Consider the following 20,404-nt stretch of genomic DNA (forward strand, 5'->3'; position numbering starts at 1 on the left):
CGGACTGCGTCGAGTCCGCTGCGCATACGCCTGCTGGTCGTGCGGACATCTCGCGAGGGGTTGTGTCATATTCGCGACGACGGCCCGCGCGGATGGTGTTCGTCCTCGGCCCCGGCGGAGCGTGGTCGGACGCCGGCCAGGAGCACCCGCAGCAGGAACACCGCGACGCTGGCCGCGATCATCGCGGCGGTGAGCCACAGCCACCGCTCGAGGTAGGGGTCACGGTCCATGCCGGTGGCTGCAATGATGGCCGCGTCATCGGTGTTCAGGATGCCGGGGAAAAAGATCAGCAGGGTCAACGCGGCGGCGAGGACCGGCACCCTGATGTGCTGACGAATGGGGACTCGTCGCACCGTCCGGGACCGCGTCGGGAGCGATGCTCGATCGGCCAGCGAGTACAGCGGGTAGAGGACGAGGTCGTGCAGGACCGCCGCACCGACGAACCACACGGCAACCGATTGCCACCACCTGTCCGGGTTCCACAGCCCCTCCACCCCGAGACCCCACACGGCGGCACCCGCGAGGACGAAGGACACCACCATGACGGCCGCGTGCGCGACGCCGGCCCCGTACAGGCGCGTCATCGGGCGGCCTCGCCGACGAAGTCGATGCGTGCCACCCACTTGGTGTTGTGGACACCGGGGAGGCCTGGAACGATCACTCGCGCCGGGTAGCCATGGTCGAGCGACAATGTCGCACCGTTGACGGTCAGTGCGAGCAGAGAGTCCGGATGCCACACCTGGTTCTCCCCCAGCGTTGCCCGGGCGAACGCGCCGTTCCGTTCGAGAGAGCTCACGGTCGCGGTGCCCTCGGACACTCCGGCCAGTGCCGCGAGGTCACGCAGTCGCACCCCGGTCCATTCCTGGGTGGTCGACCATCCCTCGACGCACGCGATCGGCAGCACGGCGGTGTGCTGCTCCATGCTCTCCAGCGCCGCGCGATCGAGACCGACGGCCCTCGTCCCGGACAATTCCATGCGCCACGAATCACCGGTGGATGCCGGGTCGATGCCCGCGGCGACGGCGGTGCGATTGATCTGGAAGTCGTTCGGCCCATCGCCGTACGTACGGCCACGCGGGAGCAACAGGGCCGTGGATCGCAACGGTCCGTCGACGGTCTGGCCGATGGTCAGTGCGGCCAGCAGTCCACTCCCGCCGGCGACGAGCGCGAGAGCGCCGCGCCGGGAGATCCCCTTCGGCGCTGTCTCGTCGTCCGGTCTTGTTTCGGCCGCGCCGTTGCGCTCCCGTAGTACGTCGGACAGCGGCGTCTGCCGCAGCGTTCTCCACATCACCGGAACCTTGATCGCCGCGTGGGAGAGAAACCCCGCGATGAACACCCAGGCCCCGAAGTAGTGCGCCGCGTAGAAATCGAAGCCGAAGATGTAGTCGTACTGGATGTTGAGCACTCCGGTGACGATCTCGAACAGCACACCGCCCACGAGCATCAGCACGGTGAGTCGTTCGAGCGCCTGCGCCGGTGACCGAACCGGGGGCCACTGCACCAATTTCGGCATCACCGACCACAACTTCGCGAGCACCAACGGGATGACAACGATGCCGAGCGTCACGTGCAAGCCCTGATTCAGGCGGTAGATCCACGACGGATCGGTCGGCCACGCGAACGACGGCAATCGCAACCATCCCACCTCGGCCGGGCGGGCCTGCCCGAATTGGGGGCCGTAGGCGATGTAGGACAACAACCCGGTCACCGTGATCACCGGCAGGGCCACCAGCAGGACTGCGCCGAAGGCAGAGGTCAACCACGGACCACGAATGGTGCTGCGAAACGGGGGCAGATGAGGCAACGACAACACCCTTCAGACAACCCCGACGGCCAATCGTTCCACCATGACACGACAACTGCCCAGAGGTGCCTCGGACGCGTCACACGGCGGCCGCGTCATGTCGAGCCGGTGTTGACCAACTCGATCCGGCCGTCGTAGTGGTCGAGAAGTCTGGGGTCCATGATTCTGCGCCACAACGGCGGCACCCAGGCCAGGAGCACCATGGCTGCATAGCCGGCGGGAAGCTGCGGCGCGTCCGGCATCGACCTCAACGTCTGGTAACGGCGCAGGGGATTGGCGTGATGGTCGCTGTGACGCTGCAGGTGGTACAGAAAGACATTGCTGAAGCGGTGGTTGCTGTTCCAGCTGTGCCGCGGGGCGACCTTCACCCAGGTGCCGTCAGGGCGACGCTCACGGAGCAGGCCGTAGTGCTCGAGGTAGTTCGCGGATTCGAGAAAGACGACCGCGAGTGCGGCCTGCAGGGCCAACCAGGGCAACACTGCCGGACCGAACAGTGCGACCACGACGACGACCAGCACGACGCTGGGGACGAGCGAGACCAACACTCGATTGCCTCTGTGCATCGGTCCGTGACCGCGACGCCGAAGGCGGGCGGCTTCGTGGTTCCACGCCCCACGTGCTCCGCCGACGATCGAGCGCGGCAGAAAGGTCCAGAACGATTCGCCGTAGCGGGACGACGCCGCATCCTGCGGTGTCGCGACGTGGAGATGGTGACCGTGATTGTGCTCGATGTAGAAATGCCCGTAGAAGGACGGTCCCAGCGCGATCACGGCGAATGCACGCTCGTGCGCCGTGCGCTTGTGCCCCAACTCGTGGGCGGCGTTGATGCCGATGCCGGACACGACGCCGACCGACAGGGCCAACCCGATGCGCTCCGGGGTACCCATCGGGGCATGCGTCCACGCCCAACACGCGAACACCACGGCGCCGTACTGCAACGGCAGATACAGGTACGTACACCACCGATACCAGCGGTCGCGTTCGAGCTCGCGCATCATCGAGTCCGGTGGGTTGCGATCATCCGTGCCGGCTATCACATCGACGAGCGGTAATACCACGACCACGAGGAGCATGCCGGTCGCCCAGAACAGACCAGGACCGACAGTCGCCACCAGGGCAGCGCCGATGAACGGCGACAACGGCACGAGAAGGGCGCACGGCCACAACAGTCGGTTGGGGTCGGTCCACTTCACCAACAGATCATCGTGCACGAATGCCCGACCCACGCCATTTGTGATGTGTAACAACGCTCACAGTTCGCGAGGGTCAGGTCAGTTCGCTGAATCGCTCCGCATCACGGACCTGACCGGAGACGATGATCGTGTCACCGGCTTCGATGACGGTGTCGGCGGTCGCGTACGTGAGCCCGCGTCCGGGTCGCTTGATCGCCACGACCGTCACTGCGGTCGGCGTCGGCGACGTTCTGAGCGAGCGACGACGGCCGCTGTTACCGTTCCGGCCGGTCGGTGGCCGCAAGAACACCACGGTCAGAAACAGTCCGCCGTCGGCGGCGGCGAGGTTCCTACCGATGCGAACCCGCGGTCTGTGGTCGTGTTGAAGAGCACTTCACCGAGCACATCGCAATCACCAGGACGAGCAGGGTGAGGGTCAGCTTGGTCAGCAGCGGCATCGAAGTGGTGGCCTTACGGAAGTCGGGCACAGGGAGATATCTCTTTCGTCTGTGCGGTCGGACGATGCCACGGGGCACCGACACAGAGCCGGCCGCCGGTGGGCGGCGCACGTCGGGTGGAGAACTGCGCTGGTCAGGTGTTGACGAGCTGGCTGACGCGTTGGAAGGTCACCCCGAGCAGGGTTCCGATGTCGCGGACGGGGACCTGGGCGGCGGCGAGTTCGCGAGCGAACGCAGCGGTGTCGGCGCGGACCTGCGCCTCCTCGGCTTCGAGGCGATCGCGGCGGGCGCGGATGTCGGCCACGCGGGCGGTGAGGTCACCGTCCCCGGGGACCTCGAAGGAGTCTGCGGAGATCAGAGGCTCAAGGCCGAGATTCGGCAGTTGCGCGAGGACGTCGCGATTCTGAAAGCGGCGACGACTTTCTTCGCGGGGGAACTCGACCCCCGCAACCGATGATCATCGGATTCATAAATTCGTTGCGCACAAACGGTTTTGCGGTCGAGTCGATCTGCCGGGTCCTGCGCGAGCAGGGCGTGGCGATCGCCGCGAGAACCTATCGGGCCTGGAAAGCGCGCCGCCCAGCAGCACGGACCGTCTCCGACGCCAGGGTCGTCGACGCGGTGCGGTCGGTCGTGTGGAAAGTCAACGACGACGGGCGGCGGACGATGACACCGGAGGGGTTGTGCGGGCGGGTGAAGATGCGCGCCCACCTCGACCGCACCGTCCTGCCCGGCGTATCCCCCGGCGCAGTGGACCGGGCGATGAAAACGCTGCGGCACAACGGTGTTCGGCGCGCCAAAGGGAACCGGACGACGATCCCGTCGAAGGACGGAGTTCGCGCCGGGGATCTGGTGAACCGGCACTTCCGCGCCGACGAACCGAACCGCGTCTGGGTCACCGACTTCACCTACGTCCGAACCTGGGCGGGGTGGGTATACGTGGTGTTCATCGTCGACGTGTTCTCCCGCCGCATCGTCGCGTGGCACGCGTCGACATCAAAGACCGTGGACCTGGTGACCGTGCCGCTGCGGATGGCGCTGCGGCAACGCCGCCGCGAAGGTCATCCCGTGAAAGGCACTGAGCTGATCCATCATTCGGATGCAGGAAGCCAGTACACGTCGTTGAAGCTGACCGAACGATTGAATCTCGAGGACATCGCGGCGTCCGTCGGATCGGTGGGCGACGCCTACGATAACGCGCTCGCCGAGTCGGTGAACGGGTTGTACAAAACCGAGTGCATTCGCACCACGATCTTCCACTCCGGGCCCTACCGGACGAGCTCCGATGTCGAGTTCGCGACCGCTGGTTGGGTCGACTGGTACAACGTGAGGCGGTTGCATTCGAGCATCGGACAGATGCCCCCGATCGAGTACGAAACGCTCCACTACGCTGACCTCAGCACCGAGGATCAGCGCCCATTGGAGGCGGCACAGAACCTAGGGTGATTCGTGACAACGAGCCGACGTGCTCCGCCACCCGTTCTGGAAGACGACACGCCCGTACTCCCGTACTTAGTAACAGGCTGGCCCGACAACCTCGCAACCGGCTGACAGCAGGGGCTCAGGCGACTAGGCGACAGAATCTCCTATGGTTGCAAGTTACGAGACGGGGGAGCGTGTTTCGCATTGTTGTGGCGGCCGAAGCGAGCGAGGCAGTGCCAAAGTTGTTTGAGTGTCTGTGCGGGGTACGTGCCTGCGTGTGCGGCATCGCCGATGATTCTGGGGGTGAGTTCGGTACCGAGCCGACGCGCCAGTTCGACGATGTGGGCGCCGCGGTATTCGGGGTCGAGGGCGTCTGGCGAGGCTGTGAAGCCGGCATGGAATTCAATCGGGCAACCCAGTTGATGCGCTGCGGCGTGGACGGCTGTGCCGACGAAGCTAGGGTCGAGCACGATGGCAGCGACATCGGTACTCACTCGGACAGCACCGTGAATGTGGGTCTCGACGTAGTCGTCTAAATCATCGAGACCGGACTGGTCAGCCAGAGCGCGCAAGTATGGCAGCAGCTCGGCGCCTCCAACGTCAACCGGTTCAAAGACTGAGTCCGGGAAACAGAACGTCGCTCTGTCGATCGCAGCGGTATGCAGACGCAGGTAGGACGAGCCGAAGCGGATAGCGGCGCCGTATGGATCGGCCCGCCGGTTCCAGGCGCCGTACACCGGACGGTTGGTAGCTGCGTCGCGGTCGTATCGCCCGGCAAACAACCGCGATTCCCATTTCCAGCGGTCCCCACCAGCAAACGCCGTAAGCCCGCCGTTGGAGACGCCGGTCGCGAACTGTGACCGGTAGTAGCCCTCGGCGGCGATCGATTCGATCACCCGCCCGTCGACGTGCGGCCAGTCGGGGTGGAACTGCACCGTAATCGCCTCGACACGGCCAGCCGGTGGCCTTGCATCCTGGCCAGAAGGATAGTTCTGCACGGTTCGACCCATCCTCGAATTGTCCCCGAACCCACCCGCCGGGCACGACGGTCCGCACCGAGTTGCCCGACCGTGCCGACGCGGATGCCGCGGCCGCGGGACGCCCCGGATTCGCCGAGGCCTATGCGAACGCCTTCAACCAGCTCGTGACCGTCCTCGCGGTAGCCCTCGTCGTGACGTCGACAGCGGTCTACCTGCTGTTGCGAACGCCGCGCCGATGCACGGGAGCGACCCGAGTCCGTAGCGCGAGGTCGATTCGTTCCTAGGGTCGGTTCTGTGCGCGCACCGACGGAGCTTGCGCGACCGACCACCCCGGCGACCGCGCCATTCCTTCCTGCGACGCCAGCCGGGAGGGCGCACGCCGCCCGCGCCCATACTCCTCGATGTCGAACCAGGCCGGACGGCCGCGGACCTGCGCGAACGGATCTCGCTCACCATGGACTCACCCTGGTCCACCTCCGTCGGGACCGAGTTGTGACGACCCGAACCCCCGAGAGTCCGGCGGCGCGACATGGAGCTAGCCGCGACGCGTGGCGGACGGCGGCACCCCGTACTTGCGGCGATACGCAGCAGCGAAACGACCGGTGTGCAGCAGACCCCACCGCGCGGCGACCTCCGTGACCGTCGAGTCGTCGTCGGCTCGCAGCAGGTCGGCATGGATGTGACCGAGGCGCACGTCCAACAGGTATTCCATCGGGGTCATGCCGACGTACTCGCGGAAACCCTGTTGGAGACGCCGGGCTCCGACGGCGGCGATCTGGGCGAAGTCACCGGCCGTCCAGCCGCGGGCCGGATCGGCTTCGACGGCGTCCATGACTCGCTTGACGATGCGCGGACGGGGCGCGACGCCGTCGCTCTCCTCGGGCGGCAGCGCCACCAGGATCAGTGCGGTCGTCAGCATGTCGGACAGCTGTCGGGCCATCACATCGTTGCGGAGCAGGGTGCTCTCCCGGAAGGCCTGCCTGCTCGCGGCGGTCACCAGGGCACGCCACTCGGCCCCCGCACCGCTGCTCAGGTCCAGCTGACTCGGCAGCCTGCGTCCCGGTTGGCCGGCGATACGGTCGATCTCGCGGCCGAGGTGGTCGCGGTCGACCTTGAACCCGATGATCTGGCAGGACTCGCTCCAGTCGCTGATCACGGTGCGGGTGTCCGGGGGGTTGATCGTGGCCTGACCGGGCGTGGAGACGACGTCACGGCCCGCGACCCGGGTGATCAGGTGTCCGGTCAGCGGGATGTTGATGCCGAAGGCGCCGGGATGATCGGACTCGATCGACACAGCGGATCCGAATCCGATGCGGGCGAGGACCGACGGACCGAGCGTCGAGGATTCGAGCCGATAGCCCGACGCGTCTCCCCTGCCGAGCGGACGCAGCTCGTGGGGGAAGTAGGCGTCGGCGACGACGTCGTGCACCTCGTCCCAGTCGGTCGGCCGGCGCGATTCGGGGCTCTGATTCACCGCGACGTGCCTCCCCTCTGCAACTCGACTCTCCCGTTCCGACACGGTCCACTCTAGGTGTGACCCGTATCACCCGGGGTGGAGAAGTTCGCATCCCCGAAGCCCGTTTCGCAATGCGGATCGCCCCTTCGCCTCGAGGATCGCTCGTCGTGTGATCCCGCTCATATGGTTTCGGTCACAGCGGAACGGACCCGCACTTTTCGGACACCGCCTCGACCCGGAACGGAGACGATCCATGGATCAACGAACTCTGCGAAACCTGTTCGGACAGTTCGCCAGCGGCGTCACGGTCATCACGTGCACCAACGCCGAGGGCACCCCGCACGGCGCCACGGTCACCGCCTTCACCTCGATCTCGCTCGAGCCGCGGCTGTGCCAGGTCACGCTGACCAGGAAGTCGAAGGCCTGCGGCTACCTCGATGCCGCGCCCTTCGCCGTCAACATCCTCGCCGCGGACCAGCTGGAGACCGCGCTGCACTTCGCCGGCAAGCCGCAGAACCCGGCACCGGAGTGGACCGAGGTCGGCGGTGTCCCCGTTCTGGTCGGTAATGCCGCCACGCTGGTGTGTTCGCCGTGGGCTTCCTATGACGGCGGTGACCACGTCATCTTCGTCGGCGAGATCGACGATGCCTCGATCGACGAGTCCGTCGATCCGTTGTTGTTCCACCGCAGCACCTTCCGTGACATCGGTCCCAAGTCCGGTTCCGCCGCCTACAACGGCTGCCTCGACGACCCCCACGGCGGATGGTTCGACGCCACCGCCACCTTCATGCCTCTGCCCGCGCCGATCTCGGCCTGAGCACCTTCTCGACCCACCCGAAAGGACACACTCGTGACCACCACCGAAGCCCGACCCACAGAGACCGTCGGCGAGAGCGTGGACCGCACCAAGGTCAACGTCGCCGAGAACTACGACGTCAACAAGCAGGCCAACTTCGCCACGAAGCCCATGACCGGCGACGAGTACATCGAGTCTCTCCGGGACGACCGGGAGATCTGGCTCCACGGTGAGCGTGTGAAGGACGTCACCACCCATCCCGCGTTCCGCAACCCGGTGCGCATGACCGCGCGGCTGTACGACGCGATGCACACCGGCGAGCACGTCGACACCCTGACCACCCCCACCGACACCGGCAGTGGCGGCGTGACCATGCCGTTCTTCCGGGCAGCGACCTCCAGCGACGACCTGATCAAGGACCGCGACGCCATCGCGACCTGGGCGCGCATGACCTACGGGTGGATGGGCCGGTCGCCCGACTACAAGGCGTCGTTCCTCGGCACCCTGCACGCGAACAAGGACCTCTACTCGCCGTTCCAGGCCAATGCCGAACGCTGGTACAAGGAATCCCAGGAGAAGGTCCTCTACTGGAACCACGCCATCATCAACCCACCGGTCGATCGGCACCTGCCTCCCGACGAGGTCGGCGACGTCTTCATGAAGGTGGAGAAGGAGACCGACGCCGGCCTGATCGTCAGCGGCGCCAAGGTGGTCGCCACCGGGTCTGCCATCACCAACTACAACTTCGTCGCGCACTACGGCCTGCCGATCAAGAAGAAGCAGTTCGCCCTCATCTGCACCGTGCCGATGGACGCGCCCGGCGTAAAGCTCATCTGCCGCGCGTCGTACACCCAGCAGGCCGCCGTGATGGGCAGCCCGTTCGATTACCCGCTGTCGAGCCGTATGGATGAGAACGACACCATCTTCGTCTTCGACAAGGTGCTGGTGCCGTGGGAGAACGTGTTCATGTACGGCGATGTCGACAAGATCAACGCCTTCTTCCCCCAGTCGGGCTTCCTCCCGCGATTCACGCTGCAGGGCTGCACCCGACTCGCGGTGAAGCTCGACTTCATCGCCGGACTCCTGCTCAAGGCGCTCGACGCCACCGGAGCCGGCGGGTTCCGTGGCGTGCAGACACGAGTCGGCGAGGTCATCGGCTGGCGAAACCTGTTCTGGTCCTTGACGGAGTCCATGGTGCGCGATCCCGAGCCGTGGGTCGGCGACACGATGATCCCCAAGCTCGAGTACGGCCTGACCTACCGGATGTTCATGCAGCAGGGCTACCCGCGTATCAAGGAGATCATCGAGCAGGACGTGGCCTCCGGCCTGATCTACCTGCCCTCCTCGGCAGCCGACTTCAAGAACCCGAACGTCCGCCCCTACCTGGACAAGTACGTCCGCGGCTCCGAGGGCATGGCCGCCGTCGATCGGGTGAAGGTCATGAAGGCCCTGTGGGACGCCGTCGGCTCCGAATTCGGTGGGCGCCACGAGCTCTACGAGCGCAACTATGCGGGCAATCACGAGGGCGTCAAGGCCGAGCTGCTGCTGTTCGCCGAGAACCGCGGCACCGTGTCGTCCATGAAGGGCCTCGCCGAGCAGTGCCTGAGCGAGTACGACCTCGACGGCTGGACCGTGCCCGACCTCATCGGCAACGACGACGTGTCGTTCTTCCGCAACCGCTGACACCACGTTCTCCCACGACCCGAAGGACAGTGTTATGACCGTCATCGACAGCCCCACCGCGGCCGGCTCGGGCAGCGCCGCCACCGACCAGTTCAAGGGCGCCCGGTTCACTTCCGACACCTCCCCGGAGCGGTTGGCCGCCATCGCAACCGACACGTTTCGCGGACTGTCCAAGGTGATCCACGACCACGGCGTCACCTACGACGAATACCGCGTGCTCAAGCAATGGCTCATCGAGGTCGGGGAGGGCGGCGAGTGGCCGCTGTTCCTCGACGTGTTCCTCGAACACGATGTGGAGGAGGTCAACTCGACGAAGTTCGAAGGAACCAAGGGCAGCATCGAGGGCCCCTACTACCTCCCCGGCGCACCTCGGCTGCCGGCGACCTGCACGCTGCCGATGCGTCCGGAGGATACGGCGGAGACACCCTTCGTGCTGCACGGGCGAGTGACGGATCTGGCGGGCACGCCCCTCGGCGGCGCGACCGTCGAGATCTGGCACGCGGACGCCGAGGGCTACTACTCGGGTTTCGCTCCGCACCTGCCCGACTGGAACCTGCGGGGCCTGGTGGCGGTCGACGAGGACGGGCGGTATTCGATCACTACCATTCGACCTGCGCCGTACCAGATTCCGACGGACGGGCCGACGGGCGAGATGATCGAGGCCGCGGGATGGCACCCGTGGCGGCCGGCGCACTTCCACCTGCGGGTGAGTGCACCGGGCAAGCATCCCATCGTCACGCAGCTGTACTTCCAGGGCGGTGACTGGATCGACGACGACGTCGCGACGGCCACCAAGCCCGAGCTGATGCTCGATCCGGCGACGGACGAGCAGGGTCGCGACGTGGTCGAGTACCACTTCGTGCTCGACCCCGAGTAGCAGCGCCCAGCGGCGGGTGCAGGTCGATCCTGCACCCGCCGTTCGCCATCCGACGCACGACCAGAAGGACCGCCACGCCATGAGCACGATGATCGCCCCGTACGGCCCCATCGACCTGGTGTCGATGCTCGACGGACACCCCTACCCGGTAGCCGCGGCCGATCCGCTCCCCGACACCGCTCCGACCCCGGATGTCACGGCAGCAGAGCGGTGAACCGCCAGTCGAGGACCGGGTTCTCGACGCCGCCGCGGTGAGAGTGCACGATCGACCGGAGGTCGACGGCCCGACCCGATCCGTGCGGGCGAACGGCGAGCACCTCGAGAGTGCTGGTGAGGGTGTCGCCCTCGTGCACGGGCCCGGTGTGATCGCAGGACCGCCACCCGAGCACCGTGATCAGGTCCGGCAGAGCGCGGGTCGCCTGCGCGAGCGCGAGTCCGATCGTGTGTCCGCCGTAGACGAGCCGGCGGCCACTCACGCGCTCGTCGTGGTGGACGGCGGCCAGATTCAGGGACAGTCGGGCCAGCTCGGGCGCACCGGTGACCACGTCACCGCTGCTGCGCACGACGTCTCCGACCGCCGGATCGTCGCCGACGGATCGAGTTCGGACGGGGTCGAGGTTCCACCCGGGGTCGGCATCGACGGTCGGCGCGTCGGCGCCCACCGCGGACAGGTCGTCCCCGTGCACGACACGGTCGGGCCCGGCGTCCGGACCCAGGGGCAGCATGGCGCACCGATGGAAATCCAGCACGATGCGATCGTGCTGATCGGTGGTGACCATGCGCAGCGCGGCGAGACCCGTGGCCGGGCGACCCGGCCGAACGGTGTTCTCCTTCAGTCCGACCACCTCGGTTCGGGTGGACAGAGTGTCGCCGAGGTGCGGGAAGCGACGAAAGATCAAGCCGCGGTAGAACAGATTCGCCTTGACGTGGTGGGTGGCCAGGGTCGACTGGCCGATGGCCACATCCCAGACCAGCGCTGGATGCGCGATCGGCTCGGATTGGCCTGTGACCTTCGCGGCCAGGTGGCGATCGAGCGGCAGTCGCTGTCGATCGCCGAGGATCGACTGGTGAACGGCGGCGAGGCCGTCGGTCAGGGTGACGCCGGGGGCGGTGTCGAACACCTGCCCGTGCACCAACTCGTCGAACCATGGCCCGCCCGCGAACCGCGTCGTCCCGCTCATGTTCCGTTTCCTTCGGTCTCGGCGCCGGCGCGTGCCAGCGTTCGTCGTGCGGCGACCACCACCGCCTCGTCCAGCATGCGTCCGTCCAGCGCGACGGCGCCCCCGGCCGCGGCGGCCATGGTCTCCAGCACCCGGCGCGCGTAGGCGACGTCGTCGTCCGACGGCGTGAACGTCGCACGAGCGAAGTCGATCTGGGCAGGATGGATGACCCACGTTCCGTCGAAGCCGAGATCGCGCGTCCAGGTGGTGGCGACGCGGAACTCGGCATCGTCACGCACTCCCAGGTAGGGGCCGTCGACCGCCTGGATGCCGGCTGCGCGCGCCGCGATCAGCACGCGGTCCTGCACGTGCAGCCAGCTTGCGGGAGAACATGTTCGGGCGCGTCCGAGATCGGCACCGAGATCGGCGTAGCCGAGCACCAGTGCCTGCAGGCGCGCGTGAGCGGCGGCGATCTCGCCGACCGTGTCGAGTCCCCGCGCCGTCTCGATCAGCGCCTGCACCCCGGTCGGCGCGTCGCCCAGCCGTCGAACGGCGTCGCGCACATCGTCGGGCCCGTCCACCTTGGGCACCATGACGGTCGCGGGGTGCGCCGACGCCATCGCGTCGAGATCGTCGTAGTACTCGTTGGTCCCGCGTGCGTTGATCCGCACCGACACCGTCGGCGCGGCAACGGTGCGCGTGGCGAGGACCGACACGGCCCGTGCACGAGCGTCGGTCTTGGCCGCAGGAACCACCGCGTCCTCGAGATCGAGCATCACCTCGTCGCAGTCCGCCCGCAGGGCGGAGAGCACCTTCCGCTCGTCGGACGCGGGAACGACCAGTACGACGCGGCGTCGCGGCGTCCCCGTCGACCGAACGGACGCGGCGGTCCCGCCCGTCACGATGGGCCTCCGACCACGCCGTCTGCGGCGAGCTCCGCGATGCGGGTGTCGTCGTACTGCATCCACTCGGAGAGAACCTCGCCGGTGTCGCCGCCGAGGACCGGAGCCGGTGCGGCGTCGGCATAGCGGCCGGACCACCGCATCGGAGAGCGCGGGGAGAGCATGGAGCCGATTCGAGGATGGTCGACCCGTTGAACGACCGTGTCGCCTCGGGCGACCTCGACCACGACGTCGGTGAGGTCGCGGTAGGGACTCCAGAGCACCCGAGTGCCCGTGAACGAGGCCGTGACCTCGGAGAGGGTGCGTGCGCCGAACCACGGCCGCAGGATCGCACCGATCGCGTCGCGGGCCGCGTAGCGGTCCGCCTCGCGGGAGAAGTCGGCGTTCAGGTAGGTCTGCAGGGCAGCGAGCACCGCACCGGTGTCGGTCACCTCCACCAGAGCCGCCCACTGCCCGGGGGTCAGCCCGACCACCATGACCGCGTGCCCGTCCGCGGTGGCGAAATCGTCACCGTAGCTGCCGAACAAGGCATTTCCCTGGCGGGGGCGCGGCGAGCCCGTGGCCTCCGCTTCGGCGATCCAGCCGAGACTCGCGACAGCGGATGTCGCCACGTCCGCCAAGGCGAGGTCGACGTACGCTCCCTCCCCGGTACGGGTCCGTCGATGCACGGCGGCGACGACGGCCAGTGCGGCCTGGGCACCCGTGAGCAGATCCCACGCGGGGAGAACGTGATTGACGGGGCGAGTCGAGTCGGTGTGTCCCGTCATGCGGGGGATGCCGAGTCCGGCGTTGACGGTGTAGTCCACGGCAGGCGAGCCGTCCGCGGTGCCCGAGATGTGCACGTGGATCAGGTCCGCGCGCCGAGCACGCAGTGCCTCGTCCGCCAACCACGGTGCGTGCGCGGCATTGTCGAGGACGATCCCTCGGTCGGCACCGGGGCCCGTGATCAGCTCCACCACCAGCGCGCGGCCGGCGTCACTGCGCAGATCGACCGTCAACGACTTCTTGGCCTGGTTCAGGCCCGCCCAGTAATAGCTGGCGCCGTGATCGTCGACGGGCCAGCGATCACCGTCCACGGCACCGCGAATCGGATCGACACGAACCACCTCGGCACCGAGTTCGGCCAGGGTGCGCCCGGCGGTGGGGCCGGCGACGAAACTGCAGAGGTCCACCACACGCACCCCGGACAGCGGCAGGCTCCGGTCGGTCATGCGATGCGCTCGAACACTGCCGTCAGACCCTGACCGCCGCCGATGCACATCGTCTCGATCCCGAACCGCACGTCGCGACGGCGCATCTCGCGCACCAGGGTGGTGAGGATCCGGACACCCGTGGCGCCGACGGGGTGCCCCAGGGAGATGCCCGACCCGTTCACGTTGGTCCGCTCGAAATCGGCTGTGCCGAAGCCCCATTCGCGGGTGCAGGCGAGAGCCTGCGCGGCGAAGGCCTCGTTCAGCTCGATCAGATCGATGTCGGCCAGGCTCAGCCCGGCGCGGCCGAGGGCACGCTCGGTCGCCGGGACGGGCCCGATACCCATCCGGGACGGCTCGACACCGGCTGTCGCCCAGGTGACCAGACGCACGTAGGCGTCGAGGCCGAGCCGCTCAGCGGTGGCACGGGTGGTCACCAGACAGGCTGCGGCACCGTCGTTCTGGCCGCTGGCGTTGCCGGCGGTGACGGTCGCATGCTCGTCCTCTCGACCCATGATCGGCCGCAACCGGGCGAGGGATTCGGCGGTGGTGTCGCGACGGGGGTGCTCGTCCCGGTCGACGACGACGTCCGCACCGCGCCGCTGCGGAACCGAGACGGGTACTATCTCCTCGCCGAACGCACCGCTGTCGATCGCGGCGACGGCGCGTCGGTGCGATTCCGCGGCGAGGCGGTCCTGTTCCTGGCGTTCGATCGCGTACTCCCGACGCAGGTTCTCCGCGGTTTCCAGCATGCCGCCGGGCACCGGATGATGACGGCCCCCGGCCGTGACCCGGCCCCGGGCGAGGCGATCGTGCAGCGCGGCAGGCGCCCCCTCGGCTCCCCACCGCATCGACTCGGTGTAGTACTCCGCGCGGCTCATCGATTCGACGCCGCCGGCGATCACCACGTCGGCGACCCCCGTCTGCACCCGCATCGCGGCGTCCAACACGGCCTGCAAGCCGCTCCCGCAGCGGCGATCGAGTTGCAAGCCCGGCACGGTCACCGGAAATCCCGCGTCGAGCGCAGCGACGCGACCGATCGCCGGGGCCTCGCCGTTCGGGTAGCACTGGCCGAACAGGACGTCATCCACGACAGCCGGATCGATCGCGGTGCGCTGCACAAGCTCTCGGAGAACCGTGGCGGCCAGATCGGCGGCGGGAACGTCGGTGAAGACGCCGCCGTACCGTCCGACGGCCGTGCGGATGGGTTCGCAGACGACGACGTCGTCTCCGGATCGTTCAGTGACGCGCTGGGGCGACATGTCGGCAGTCCCTTTCCTCGTCGATCCACTGGCGGGCCCACTCGCGGAGTTCCACGGCCCTGATCTTGCTTCCGTTGCCGCCCACAGTGGTCGGCATGCGCTCGATCACGTGCACGGCGCTCGGCACCTTGAAGGCTGCCAGTTCGTCACCGCACCACCGCTTGAACTCGGTGGCGGTGGCGGTGGCGCCGGGACGCGGCACCACGAAGGCCACCGCCTCGGTGTAGCCGCCGCGTCCGTCGATCCCGACGACCTTGGCGGTCACGACGTCCGGGTGGTCCGCGAGTCGGTGCTCGATCTCCGCCGGATCGACGAGGAATCCGCGCAGGCGCAGCGCGTCCCCCATCCGGCAGACGTAGGTGACACCGCCGTCTCCGGTGGCGATGCCGAGGTCGCCGGACCGGAACCAGCCGTCGTCGGTGAAGGCCCGAGCGGCCGCTTCGGGATTGCCGAGGTAGGCGTCCACGACCGTCGGCCCCCAGACCTGGATCTCGCCGCGGCTACCCACCGGGACCGGTGTGTCGTCCACCGGGTCGACGATGCGTACCGCGATGTCGTCGGACACCGGCCGACCCCCGCCGTTCCAGCGGACGTGGTCCGGGTCGACCTGGTGCCAGAACAGCAGCAGCGCGAAGACTTCCGAGGAGCCGAACACCCCGGTGGTCACGGTTCCGAAGGACTCGCGGGCCCACGTGGCCAACGCGTGGGACCGGCCCAGGAAGTCCGCGATGCCGATCCAGCGCAGGGCGCCGAGGTCGCTGCGGGGGTTCTGTTCCTGCCACACGTCGTGGATCCGCCCCATCAGATCGTCTCCGCCGACGGCGTGGGTGACCCCCACCGCCGCCATTCGCCGCACCACGGCATCGGCGTCGAAGACCGATTCCATCAGGACGGCGCCGCCGCCGGCGAGAGCGGCCATCGCGGTGCTGAACCCGAAGACACCCGACAGCGGGAGAACGCAGAGAGCCACGTCACCGGGACGCACCCCCATGCCGAGAGCATCCGCCACCGCGTGCGCGACGACCGCGGACTCGCGGTGAGCTGCGAGTTTCGGCGTGCCGGTGGACCCGGACGTCGTGAACGCGACGGCGAGACGGTCCGCGGACGTTCCACGGCGACCGGCCGCGGTGAATGCCGCGGTGTCGACCGGCGGCGGCGTTCGCAGGGTGTCGACGACGCCGGACTCCGCCGTCCAACACCCTGCACCCACGTCGAAGGTCGAGATGTCCTGCGGTGCAGACGCACTCGGTCCGGGCACGACAGCGAGGACGGGAGCCGGGATCTCGACTGCGTCGAGGGCGGTACGGAGGCGGCCCAGCAGATCGAGATCGTGGAAGTTCGGGGCGATGGCGACGACGGCGGGACGCGCGGAGGTGAGGATGTGGGCGATCTCGCCGGAGTTGTAGCGCGTGTTCACGCCGATGACATGCGCCCCCACCGACGCCGCGGCGAACTGCCAGACGACGGTGTCCGACCAGTTGGGGAGATGGACGGCGATACAGTGCCCGCCGGCGACCCCGGCTCGGCGGAGTTCGTCGGTCAGCACCTCGACGCGAGCGCGCAGTGCAGCCCGGTCGATCACGACGACGCCGCCGTCCGTGACGTCGTACAGCGCGGGCGCGGCGGGGTCGAGGGTGACCAGATCGTCGAGCAGGGCGGCGAGCGTACGGGCGGTCACGGCGCACTCACCGCGGAGTTCGAGGTGAGGGCGGTGAGCCATCGGTGTGCGAGGGCGCCGAAGTTCTCGATCTCCTCCATGGGGTAGTGGCCGACGGCTTCGAGAGGCGTGAACCGGACCGGATGTGTCGAGGCCGCAGCGATTGTCGCCGCGGTGCGCTCGATGGCGTCGGCGTCGACCCAGCAGTCCTGGTCGCCCACGGCCAGGTGGAGGGGGCAGGTGAGTCGGTCGTGGCGGGCACGGAGGTCGTGCGTTCCCCAGCCGATCAGATCCGACGAGGAGATTTCGGGGTCCTCGCGCTTGTGCATCGTGGCGATGCGGCGGGCGACCTCGTCGGTGACGCACCCCCCGACGGAGGCCAGTGTGCCGAGGTACGTTCTGTCCGCCCGCGACGGCGACGCGATGTCGTCGAGCTCGCGTCGGAGACCCCGGACGTTGACGTGGCCGGGGGCCGTGTCGGCCTCGAGTGCGACGGCACCGGCCAGGGGCCGCTCCGGGCGCAGCGCCAGATCGAGCGTGATCTTGCCGCCGATGGAGCACCCGATGACGAACGGGCGATCGACGCCGAGCACGTCCAGGAGATCGCCGATCGTGTCGGCGTACACACCGAGGTCGGTGACCGGTCCGTCGACGGCCGGCTCGGACCGTCCGTGCCCGGGCAGATCCGGAACCAGGACCCGGTATCCCGCGCGCGCCAGGTCCGGGGCGGCGTGGCGCCACTGGACGCCGCTCTGCCCGGCGGTGTGCAGGCACACCACGGTGGGCAACTCCCCGATGCCGACGTCGTCGGGTGTGTGGATCTCGACGAACAGCAGGGCGTTCCGAATCGGAACGTAGCGCGCCTCGATCATGACTGTGTTCCTTCCTCGCGGCGGTGGCCGAGCGCCGTCCCGCCGTCGCGGCGGCCGACGAGCGCCCGAACGTGCGACACGATCACCGAGAGCGCTCGGGTGAGGCGCACGTACTCGTAACCGTTGCCGGCGGAGGAGTACTCACCGGCGATGGCGCGACGCAGGAAATCGTCGCGTGGGGCGAACGCGATGTCGCACCACTGCTCGGCGGTGGCCACGAACGTGAACGTCGCACCCGCGGGGGTTCGGGCCGCCACGTCGATCACCGACCCTCGATAGATGCGCAACTGCACCTCGCGTGCCCCGTCGATATCGTTGCAGCGCAGTGCAATCGATCCGTCCCAGGTGGAGAGCGGGAGGGTGAAGTCGGGGTCGGCGGCGAGGGACTCGCGCACCAGCTGTGCCCACGCGGTGGTGCAGAAGTCGGTGGTCGGCGACGGCGTCAGCGAGGTCGGCCACTGGAGGGTCTGCTGTCCCCGAGCGACCACCGATCCGCTGGGGCCGACGAGCGTCACGGTGCGATCCACCGTCGCGCCCGCCCGAACCCGAGTAATCAGGGTGGTGGCCCCGATGGTGCCCGTTCCGATCGATTCGGGCTCGGTTCCGGACACCCAGTGGGAGGCGACGACGCGAGCGCCGGCGGGCGGCGGGACCAGGGCGTCGGCGAGCAACGCGCCGAGGGCAGACGAGGACGAGCGCACCGTGATGCCGACGCCGCCGAGAATGTCGGCGACGGACCGTTCGGCGGCGACGGTGTGTCGTTCGCCGACGGTCGCGGTGGCGGCGCCGGACAGTGCGGCGGTCATCCCTGCCGTCCCAGCAACTCGTCGGAGATGATGCGCATCTGGATTTCGCTGGTGCCTTCGAAGATCTTGGTCAACCGGGCGTCGCGCCAGTGCCGTTCGACCTGGAAGTCGGTGGTGTATCCGGCGCCGCCGTGGATCTGGACGGCCTCGCTGGTGACCCTCTCGGCCATCTCGGTGGCCACGAGCTTGCACATCGAGGCTTCGAGCGAGCACCGTCGTCCGGTGTCGATGTCGGTGGCGACCGAGTACATGAGCTGCCGTGCCGCCTCGATGTCCGCGGCCATGGCGGCCAACTTGAAGCGCAGGTGCTGAAAGTCCGCGAGCGGCTTGCCGAATTGCCGCCGCGTGTGCAGGTAGGCGATCGAGTCCTCGAGTGCCGCGCGCGCGAGACCGATGGCACGGGCGGCGGTGTGGGCTCGGCCGACCTCGAGTCCACTGACCGCGAGGTAGAAGCCCTTGCCTTCCTCGCCGAGCATGTTCGCGGCCGGCACACGGAAGCCGTCGAACGACAGTTCCCAGGTGTTCCACCCGAAATAACCGATCTTGCGAATCTTGGTGCCGCTGATGCCGTCCGGCAGGACCCCGCGTTCCTTGTCGACCAGGAAGGCCGAGATGCCGCGGTGCGGCTTCGCGGGGTCCTTCGCGGGATCGGTGCGGGCGAACAGCACGAGGTAGTCGGCCTCGTCGGCGTAGGTGCACCACATCTTGGTGCCGTTCACCACCCAGTCGTCACCGTCACGCACCGCTCGGCAGGAGATGTTGGCGACGTCGGACCCCGCCTCGGCCTCGGACAATGCGTAGGCGCCGAGGTAGTCGCCGGCGGCCACCCGAGGAAGCAGCGCCGCTTCCTGCTCGGGGGTGAATCCACCGCCCATGCCGTTGCCGCGCGCGAGGAGTCCGGACACGCTCATCCATGCGCGGGAGAGTTCCTCGGCCACCAGGCAGTACTCGAAGACGCCGAGACCGAGACCCCCGTGCTCCTCCGGAATCATGATCCCGAAGAACCCCATTTCGGACATCTCCTTCTTCAGAGAGACCGGGATGGTGCCCTGGACCGGGTCGAGTTCATTGGCCACGGGGAGGACGCGCTCCATCGCGAATTCCCGCGCCAGGTCGCGGATGGCCAGCCGGTCCTCGGTCAGGTACCGCGGTGAGTCGGTTCGTGGTTGCGACGGCCGGTGGGTCATGGCGCGCTCCTTCGGGCTCGAACGCCAGGGACTGACGTGGGCGGACGCCGAGATTAACGCCCGTTCACCTCATGAGAGCATGTCGGCTGCCTCGGCGTCAACGGGTGCGGCGCCGCTCCCACCCGGGAAACCGACCAGGCTCAGGGCGTAACCCGCGTACGTGTCGGCGACCTGCACGGCCGTCAACGGCCCGTCGGCGCGGAACCACAGAGCGATCCCGGCACACATCGACAGGACCGCGGTGACGGCCGTGTGGACACGGTCGATCCGGAAGTCCCCGCTGCTCACGCCAGCTTCTGCCAGCATCACGAACTGATGTTCCTGGGCGTCGCGTGAGCCGACCACGCGTTTGCGGTCGACTTCCTGGAGGTAGCGAAGCTCGGTGTTCGCCACTAGGCATTCTCGCGAGTTGGTCGCCGTGTACAGCGCGTGCGCTCGCACCGCGGCCGCCCAGCGAGCCGGGGGCGTCGGCGACGCACGGCGAACGGCGTTCCGGGTGGCGGTGAACTGCTCGTCGCTGGCCGAACGCAGGATCTCGACGAGGATCTCGTCCTTGTTCTCGAAGTGGTTGTAGACGTTGGCAGCACTACAACCAGCATGTTTGGCGATGTTTCGCACGGTGGCGGCATGGAAGCCGGACTCGTGAAAGTCCCGAAGGGCGGTGTCGAGAATACGTTGCCGCACGCCCCCGGAACCCGCATCGGGTGTTCGTGTGTTCAT

General features: G+C 68.1%; 18 protein-coding genes and 2 pseudogenes. 5 read left to right on the plus strand and 15 right to left on the minus strand.

Annotated features, from left to right (window positions below):
* Positions 1–65: 65 nt before the first annotated feature.
* The 4 genes and pseudogenes from A3Q40_RS14725 to A3Q40_RS19855 all read right to left on the minus strand — a co-directional run.
* Positions 66–584 carry a hypothetical protein gene (locus A3Q40_RS14725; RefSeq protein WP_069972966.1) on the minus strand — a complete coding sequence of 173 codons (519 nt, stop codon included), beginning with the start codon at positions 582–584 and terminating at the stop codon, positions 66–68.
* Complete coding sequence (locus tag A3Q40_RS14730) at positions 581–1,813, minus strand: molybdopterin-dependent oxidoreductase (protein WP_201132868.1); 1,233 nt, start codon at positions 1,811–1,813, stop codon at positions 581–583. The genes A3Q40_RS14725 and A3Q40_RS14730 overlap by 4 nt, the downstream gene beginning before the upstream one ends.
* Before the next feature lie 86 nt (positions 1,814–1,899).
* The gene (locus A3Q40_RS14735) at positions 1,900–3,015 is read right to left on the minus strand and encodes an alkane 1-monooxygenase (RefSeq protein WP_068103255.1); all 1,116 of its coding nucleotides are present in this window, start codon (positions 3,013–3,015) and stop codon (positions 1,900–1,902) included.
* 55 nt (positions 3,016–3,070) lie between these two features.
* Positions 3,071–3,208: pseudogene (locus tag A3Q40_RS19855) on the minus strand (TrkA C-terminal domain-containing protein); the annotation flags it as partial.
* A gap of 441 nt (positions 3,209–3,649) precedes the next feature.
* Between A3Q40_RS19855 and A3Q40_RS14740 the strand changes: the two are divergent.
* Positions 3,650–4,880 (plus strand): annotated as a pseudogene (locus A3Q40_RS14740) (IS3 family transposase); the annotation flags it as partial.
* 140 nt (positions 4,881–5,020) lie between these two features.
* Here A3Q40_RS14740 and A3Q40_RS19865 read toward each other — a convergent pair.
* Together A3Q40_RS19865 and A3Q40_RS14755 are read right to left on the minus strand one after the other, a co-directional pair.
* Entirely contained in the window at positions 5,021–5,866 is an 846-nt protein-coding gene (locus A3Q40_RS19865; RefSeq protein WP_082833938.1) for a DUF3626 domain-containing protein, read from the minus strand.
* 505 nt (positions 5,867–6,371) lie between these two features.
* Positions 6,372–7,310 (minus strand): AraC family transcriptional regulator, encoded by a 939-nt coding sequence (locus A3Q40_RS14755; RefSeq protein ID WP_068103258.1) that lies wholly within the window; start codon positions 7,308–7,310, stop codon positions 6,372–6,374.
* A 235-nt stretch (positions 7,311–7,545) separates the two neighbouring features.
* On the opposite strand from A3Q40_RS14755, the gene A3Q40_RS14760 reads away from it, so the two are divergent.
* From A3Q40_RS14760 to A3Q40_RS21025, 4 genes are all read left to right on the plus strand, one after another.
* Positions 7,546–8,109, plus strand: a complete 564-nt coding sequence (locus A3Q40_RS14760) for a flavin reductase family protein (protein ID WP_068103260.1) — start codon at positions 7,546–7,548, stop codon at positions 8,107–8,109.
* Between the two features lie 33 nt (positions 8,110–8,142).
* On the plus strand, positions 8,143–9,771 hold the full coding sequence (locus tag A3Q40_RS14765) for a 4-hydroxyphenylacetate 3-hydroxylase family protein (protein WP_068103261.1): 1,629 nt from the start codon (positions 8,143–8,145) through the stop codon (positions 9,769–9,771).
* Between the two features lie 34 nt (positions 9,772–9,805).
* Entirely contained in the window at positions 9,806–10,648 is an 843-nt protein-coding gene (gene catA, locus A3Q40_RS14770; protein ID WP_068103263.1) for a catechol 1,2-dioxygenase, read from the plus strand.
* A gap of 79 nt (positions 10,649–10,727) precedes the next feature.
* On the plus strand, positions 10,728–10,862 hold the full coding sequence (locus A3Q40_RS21025; RefSeq protein WP_256365864.1) for a hypothetical protein: 135 nt from the start codon (positions 10,728–10,730) through the stop codon (positions 10,860–10,862).
* Here A3Q40_RS21025 and A3Q40_RS14780 read toward each other — a convergent pair.
* The 9 genes from A3Q40_RS14780 to A3Q40_RS14820 form a co-directional block, all read right to left on the minus strand.
* On the minus strand, positions 10,843–11,829 hold the full coding sequence (locus A3Q40_RS14780; protein WP_068103266.1) for a MaoC family dehydratase: 987 nt from the start codon (positions 11,827–11,829) through the stop codon (positions 10,843–10,845). The two genes, A3Q40_RS21025 and A3Q40_RS14780, sit on opposite strands and share 20 nt — an antisense overlap.
* Entirely contained in the window at positions 11,826–12,710 is an 885-nt protein-coding gene (locus A3Q40_RS14785) for an HpcH/HpaI aldolase/citrate lyase family protein (RefSeq protein WP_068103267.1), read from the minus strand. The genes A3Q40_RS14780 and A3Q40_RS14785 overlap by 4 nt, the downstream gene beginning before the upstream one ends.
* A complete protein-coding gene (locus tag A3Q40_RS14790) occupies positions 12,707–13,921 on the minus strand; it encodes a CoA transferase (RefSeq protein WP_068103269.1) in 1,215 nt (404 codons plus the stop codon). The genes A3Q40_RS14785 and A3Q40_RS14790 overlap by 4 nt, the downstream gene beginning before the upstream one ends.
* The gene (locus A3Q40_RS14795) at positions 13,918–15,162 is read right to left on the minus strand and encodes an acetyl-CoA C-acetyltransferase (RefSeq protein WP_068103270.1); all 1,245 of its coding nucleotides are present in this window, start codon (positions 15,160–15,162) and stop codon (positions 13,918–13,920) included. Before A3Q40_RS14795 ends, A3Q40_RS14790 begins: the two co-directional genes overlap by 4 nt.
* Complete coding sequence (locus A3Q40_RS14800) at positions 15,140–16,882, minus strand: AMP-binding protein (protein ID WP_068103272.1); 1,743 nt, start codon at positions 16,880–16,882, stop codon at positions 15,140–15,142. The genes A3Q40_RS14795 and A3Q40_RS14800 overlap by 23 nt, the downstream gene beginning before the upstream one ends.
* Positions 16,837–17,691 (minus strand): alpha/beta fold hydrolase, encoded by an 855-nt coding sequence (locus tag A3Q40_RS14805; RefSeq protein WP_068103274.1) that lies wholly within the window; start codon positions 17,689–17,691, stop codon positions 16,837–16,839. Before A3Q40_RS14805 ends, A3Q40_RS14800 begins: the two co-directional genes overlap by 46 nt.
* Entirely contained in the window at positions 17,688–18,497 is an 810-nt protein-coding gene (locus A3Q40_RS14810; RefSeq protein WP_068103276.1) for a hypothetical protein, read from the minus strand. The genes A3Q40_RS14805 and A3Q40_RS14810 overlap by 4 nt, the downstream gene beginning before the upstream one ends.
* On the minus strand, positions 18,494–19,684 hold the full coding sequence (locus A3Q40_RS14815; protein WP_068103277.1) for an acyl-CoA dehydrogenase family protein: 1,191 nt from the start codon (positions 19,682–19,684) through the stop codon (positions 18,494–18,496). The genes A3Q40_RS14810 and A3Q40_RS14815 overlap by 4 nt, the downstream gene beginning before the upstream one ends.
* A 69-nt stretch (positions 19,685–19,753) precedes the next feature.
* Positions 19,754–20,404 carry a TetR/AcrR family transcriptional regulator gene (locus A3Q40_RS14820; protein ID WP_068103279.1) on the minus strand — a complete coding sequence of 217 codons (651 nt, stop codon included), beginning with the start codon at positions 20,402–20,404 and terminating at the stop codon, positions 19,754–19,756.

Source organism: Rhodococcus sp. PBTS 1, from assembly GCF_001620025.1.
GTDB lineage: Bacteria > Actinomycetota > Actinomycetes > Mycobacteriales > Mycobacteriaceae > Rhodococcoides > Rhodococcoides kroppenstedtii.

What these genes read in the sequence shown, in the direction of transcription:
- A3Q40_RS14725 (WP_069972966.1), bottom strand. Translation starts at nt 584, where the DNA reads ATGACGCGCCTGTACGGGGCCGGCGTCGCGCACGCGGCCGTCATGGTG.
- A3Q40_RS19865 (WP_082833938.1), bottom strand. Translation starts at nt 5,866, where the DNA reads ATGGGTCGAACCGTGCAGAACTATCCTTCTGGCCAGGATGCAAGGCCA.
- A3Q40_RS14760 (WP_068103260.1), top strand. Translation starts at nt 7,546, where the DNA reads ATGGATCAACGAACTCTGCGAAACCTGTTCGGACAGTTCGCCAGCGGC.
- catA (WP_068103263.1), top strand. Translation starts at nt 9,806, where the DNA reads ATGACCGTCATCGACAGCCCCACCGCGGCCGGCTCGGGCAGCGCCGCC.
- A3Q40_RS21025 (WP_256365864.1), top strand. Translation starts at nt 10,728, where the DNA reads ATGAGCACGATGATCGCCCCGTACGGCCCCATCGACCTGGTGTCGATG.
- A3Q40_RS14780 (WP_068103266.1), bottom strand. Translation starts at nt 11,829, where the DNA reads ATGAGCGGGACGACGCGGTTCGCGGGCGGGCCATGGTTCGACGAGTTG.
- A3Q40_RS14790 (WP_068103269.1), bottom strand. Translation starts at nt 13,921, where the DNA reads ATGACCGACCGGAGCCTGCCGCTGTCCGGGGTGCGTGTGGTGGACCTC.
- A3Q40_RS14795 (WP_068103270.1), bottom strand. Translation starts at nt 15,162, where the DNA reads ATGTCGCCCCAGCGCGTCACTGAACGATCCGGAGACGACGTCGTCGTC.
- A3Q40_RS14800 (WP_068103272.1), bottom strand. Translation starts at nt 16,882, where the DNA reads ATGGCTCACCGCCCTCACCTCGAACTCCGCGGTGAGTGCGCCGTGACC.
- A3Q40_RS14805 (WP_068103274.1), bottom strand. Translation starts at nt 17,691, where the DNA reads ATGATCGAGGCGCGCTACGTTCCGATTCGGAACGCCCTGCTGTTCGTC.
- A3Q40_RS14810 (WP_068103276.1), bottom strand. Translation starts at nt 18,497, where the DNA reads ATGACCGCCGCACTGTCCGGCGCCGCCACCGCGACCGTCGGCGAACGA.
- A3Q40_RS14815 (WP_068103277.1), bottom strand. Translation starts at nt 19,684, where the DNA reads ATGACCCACCGGCCGTCGCAACCACGAACCGACTCACCGCGGTACCTG.
- A3Q40_RS14820 (WP_068103279.1), bottom strand. Translation starts at nt 20,404, where the DNA reads ATGAACACACGAACACCCGATGCGGGTTCCGGGGGCGTGCGGCAACGT.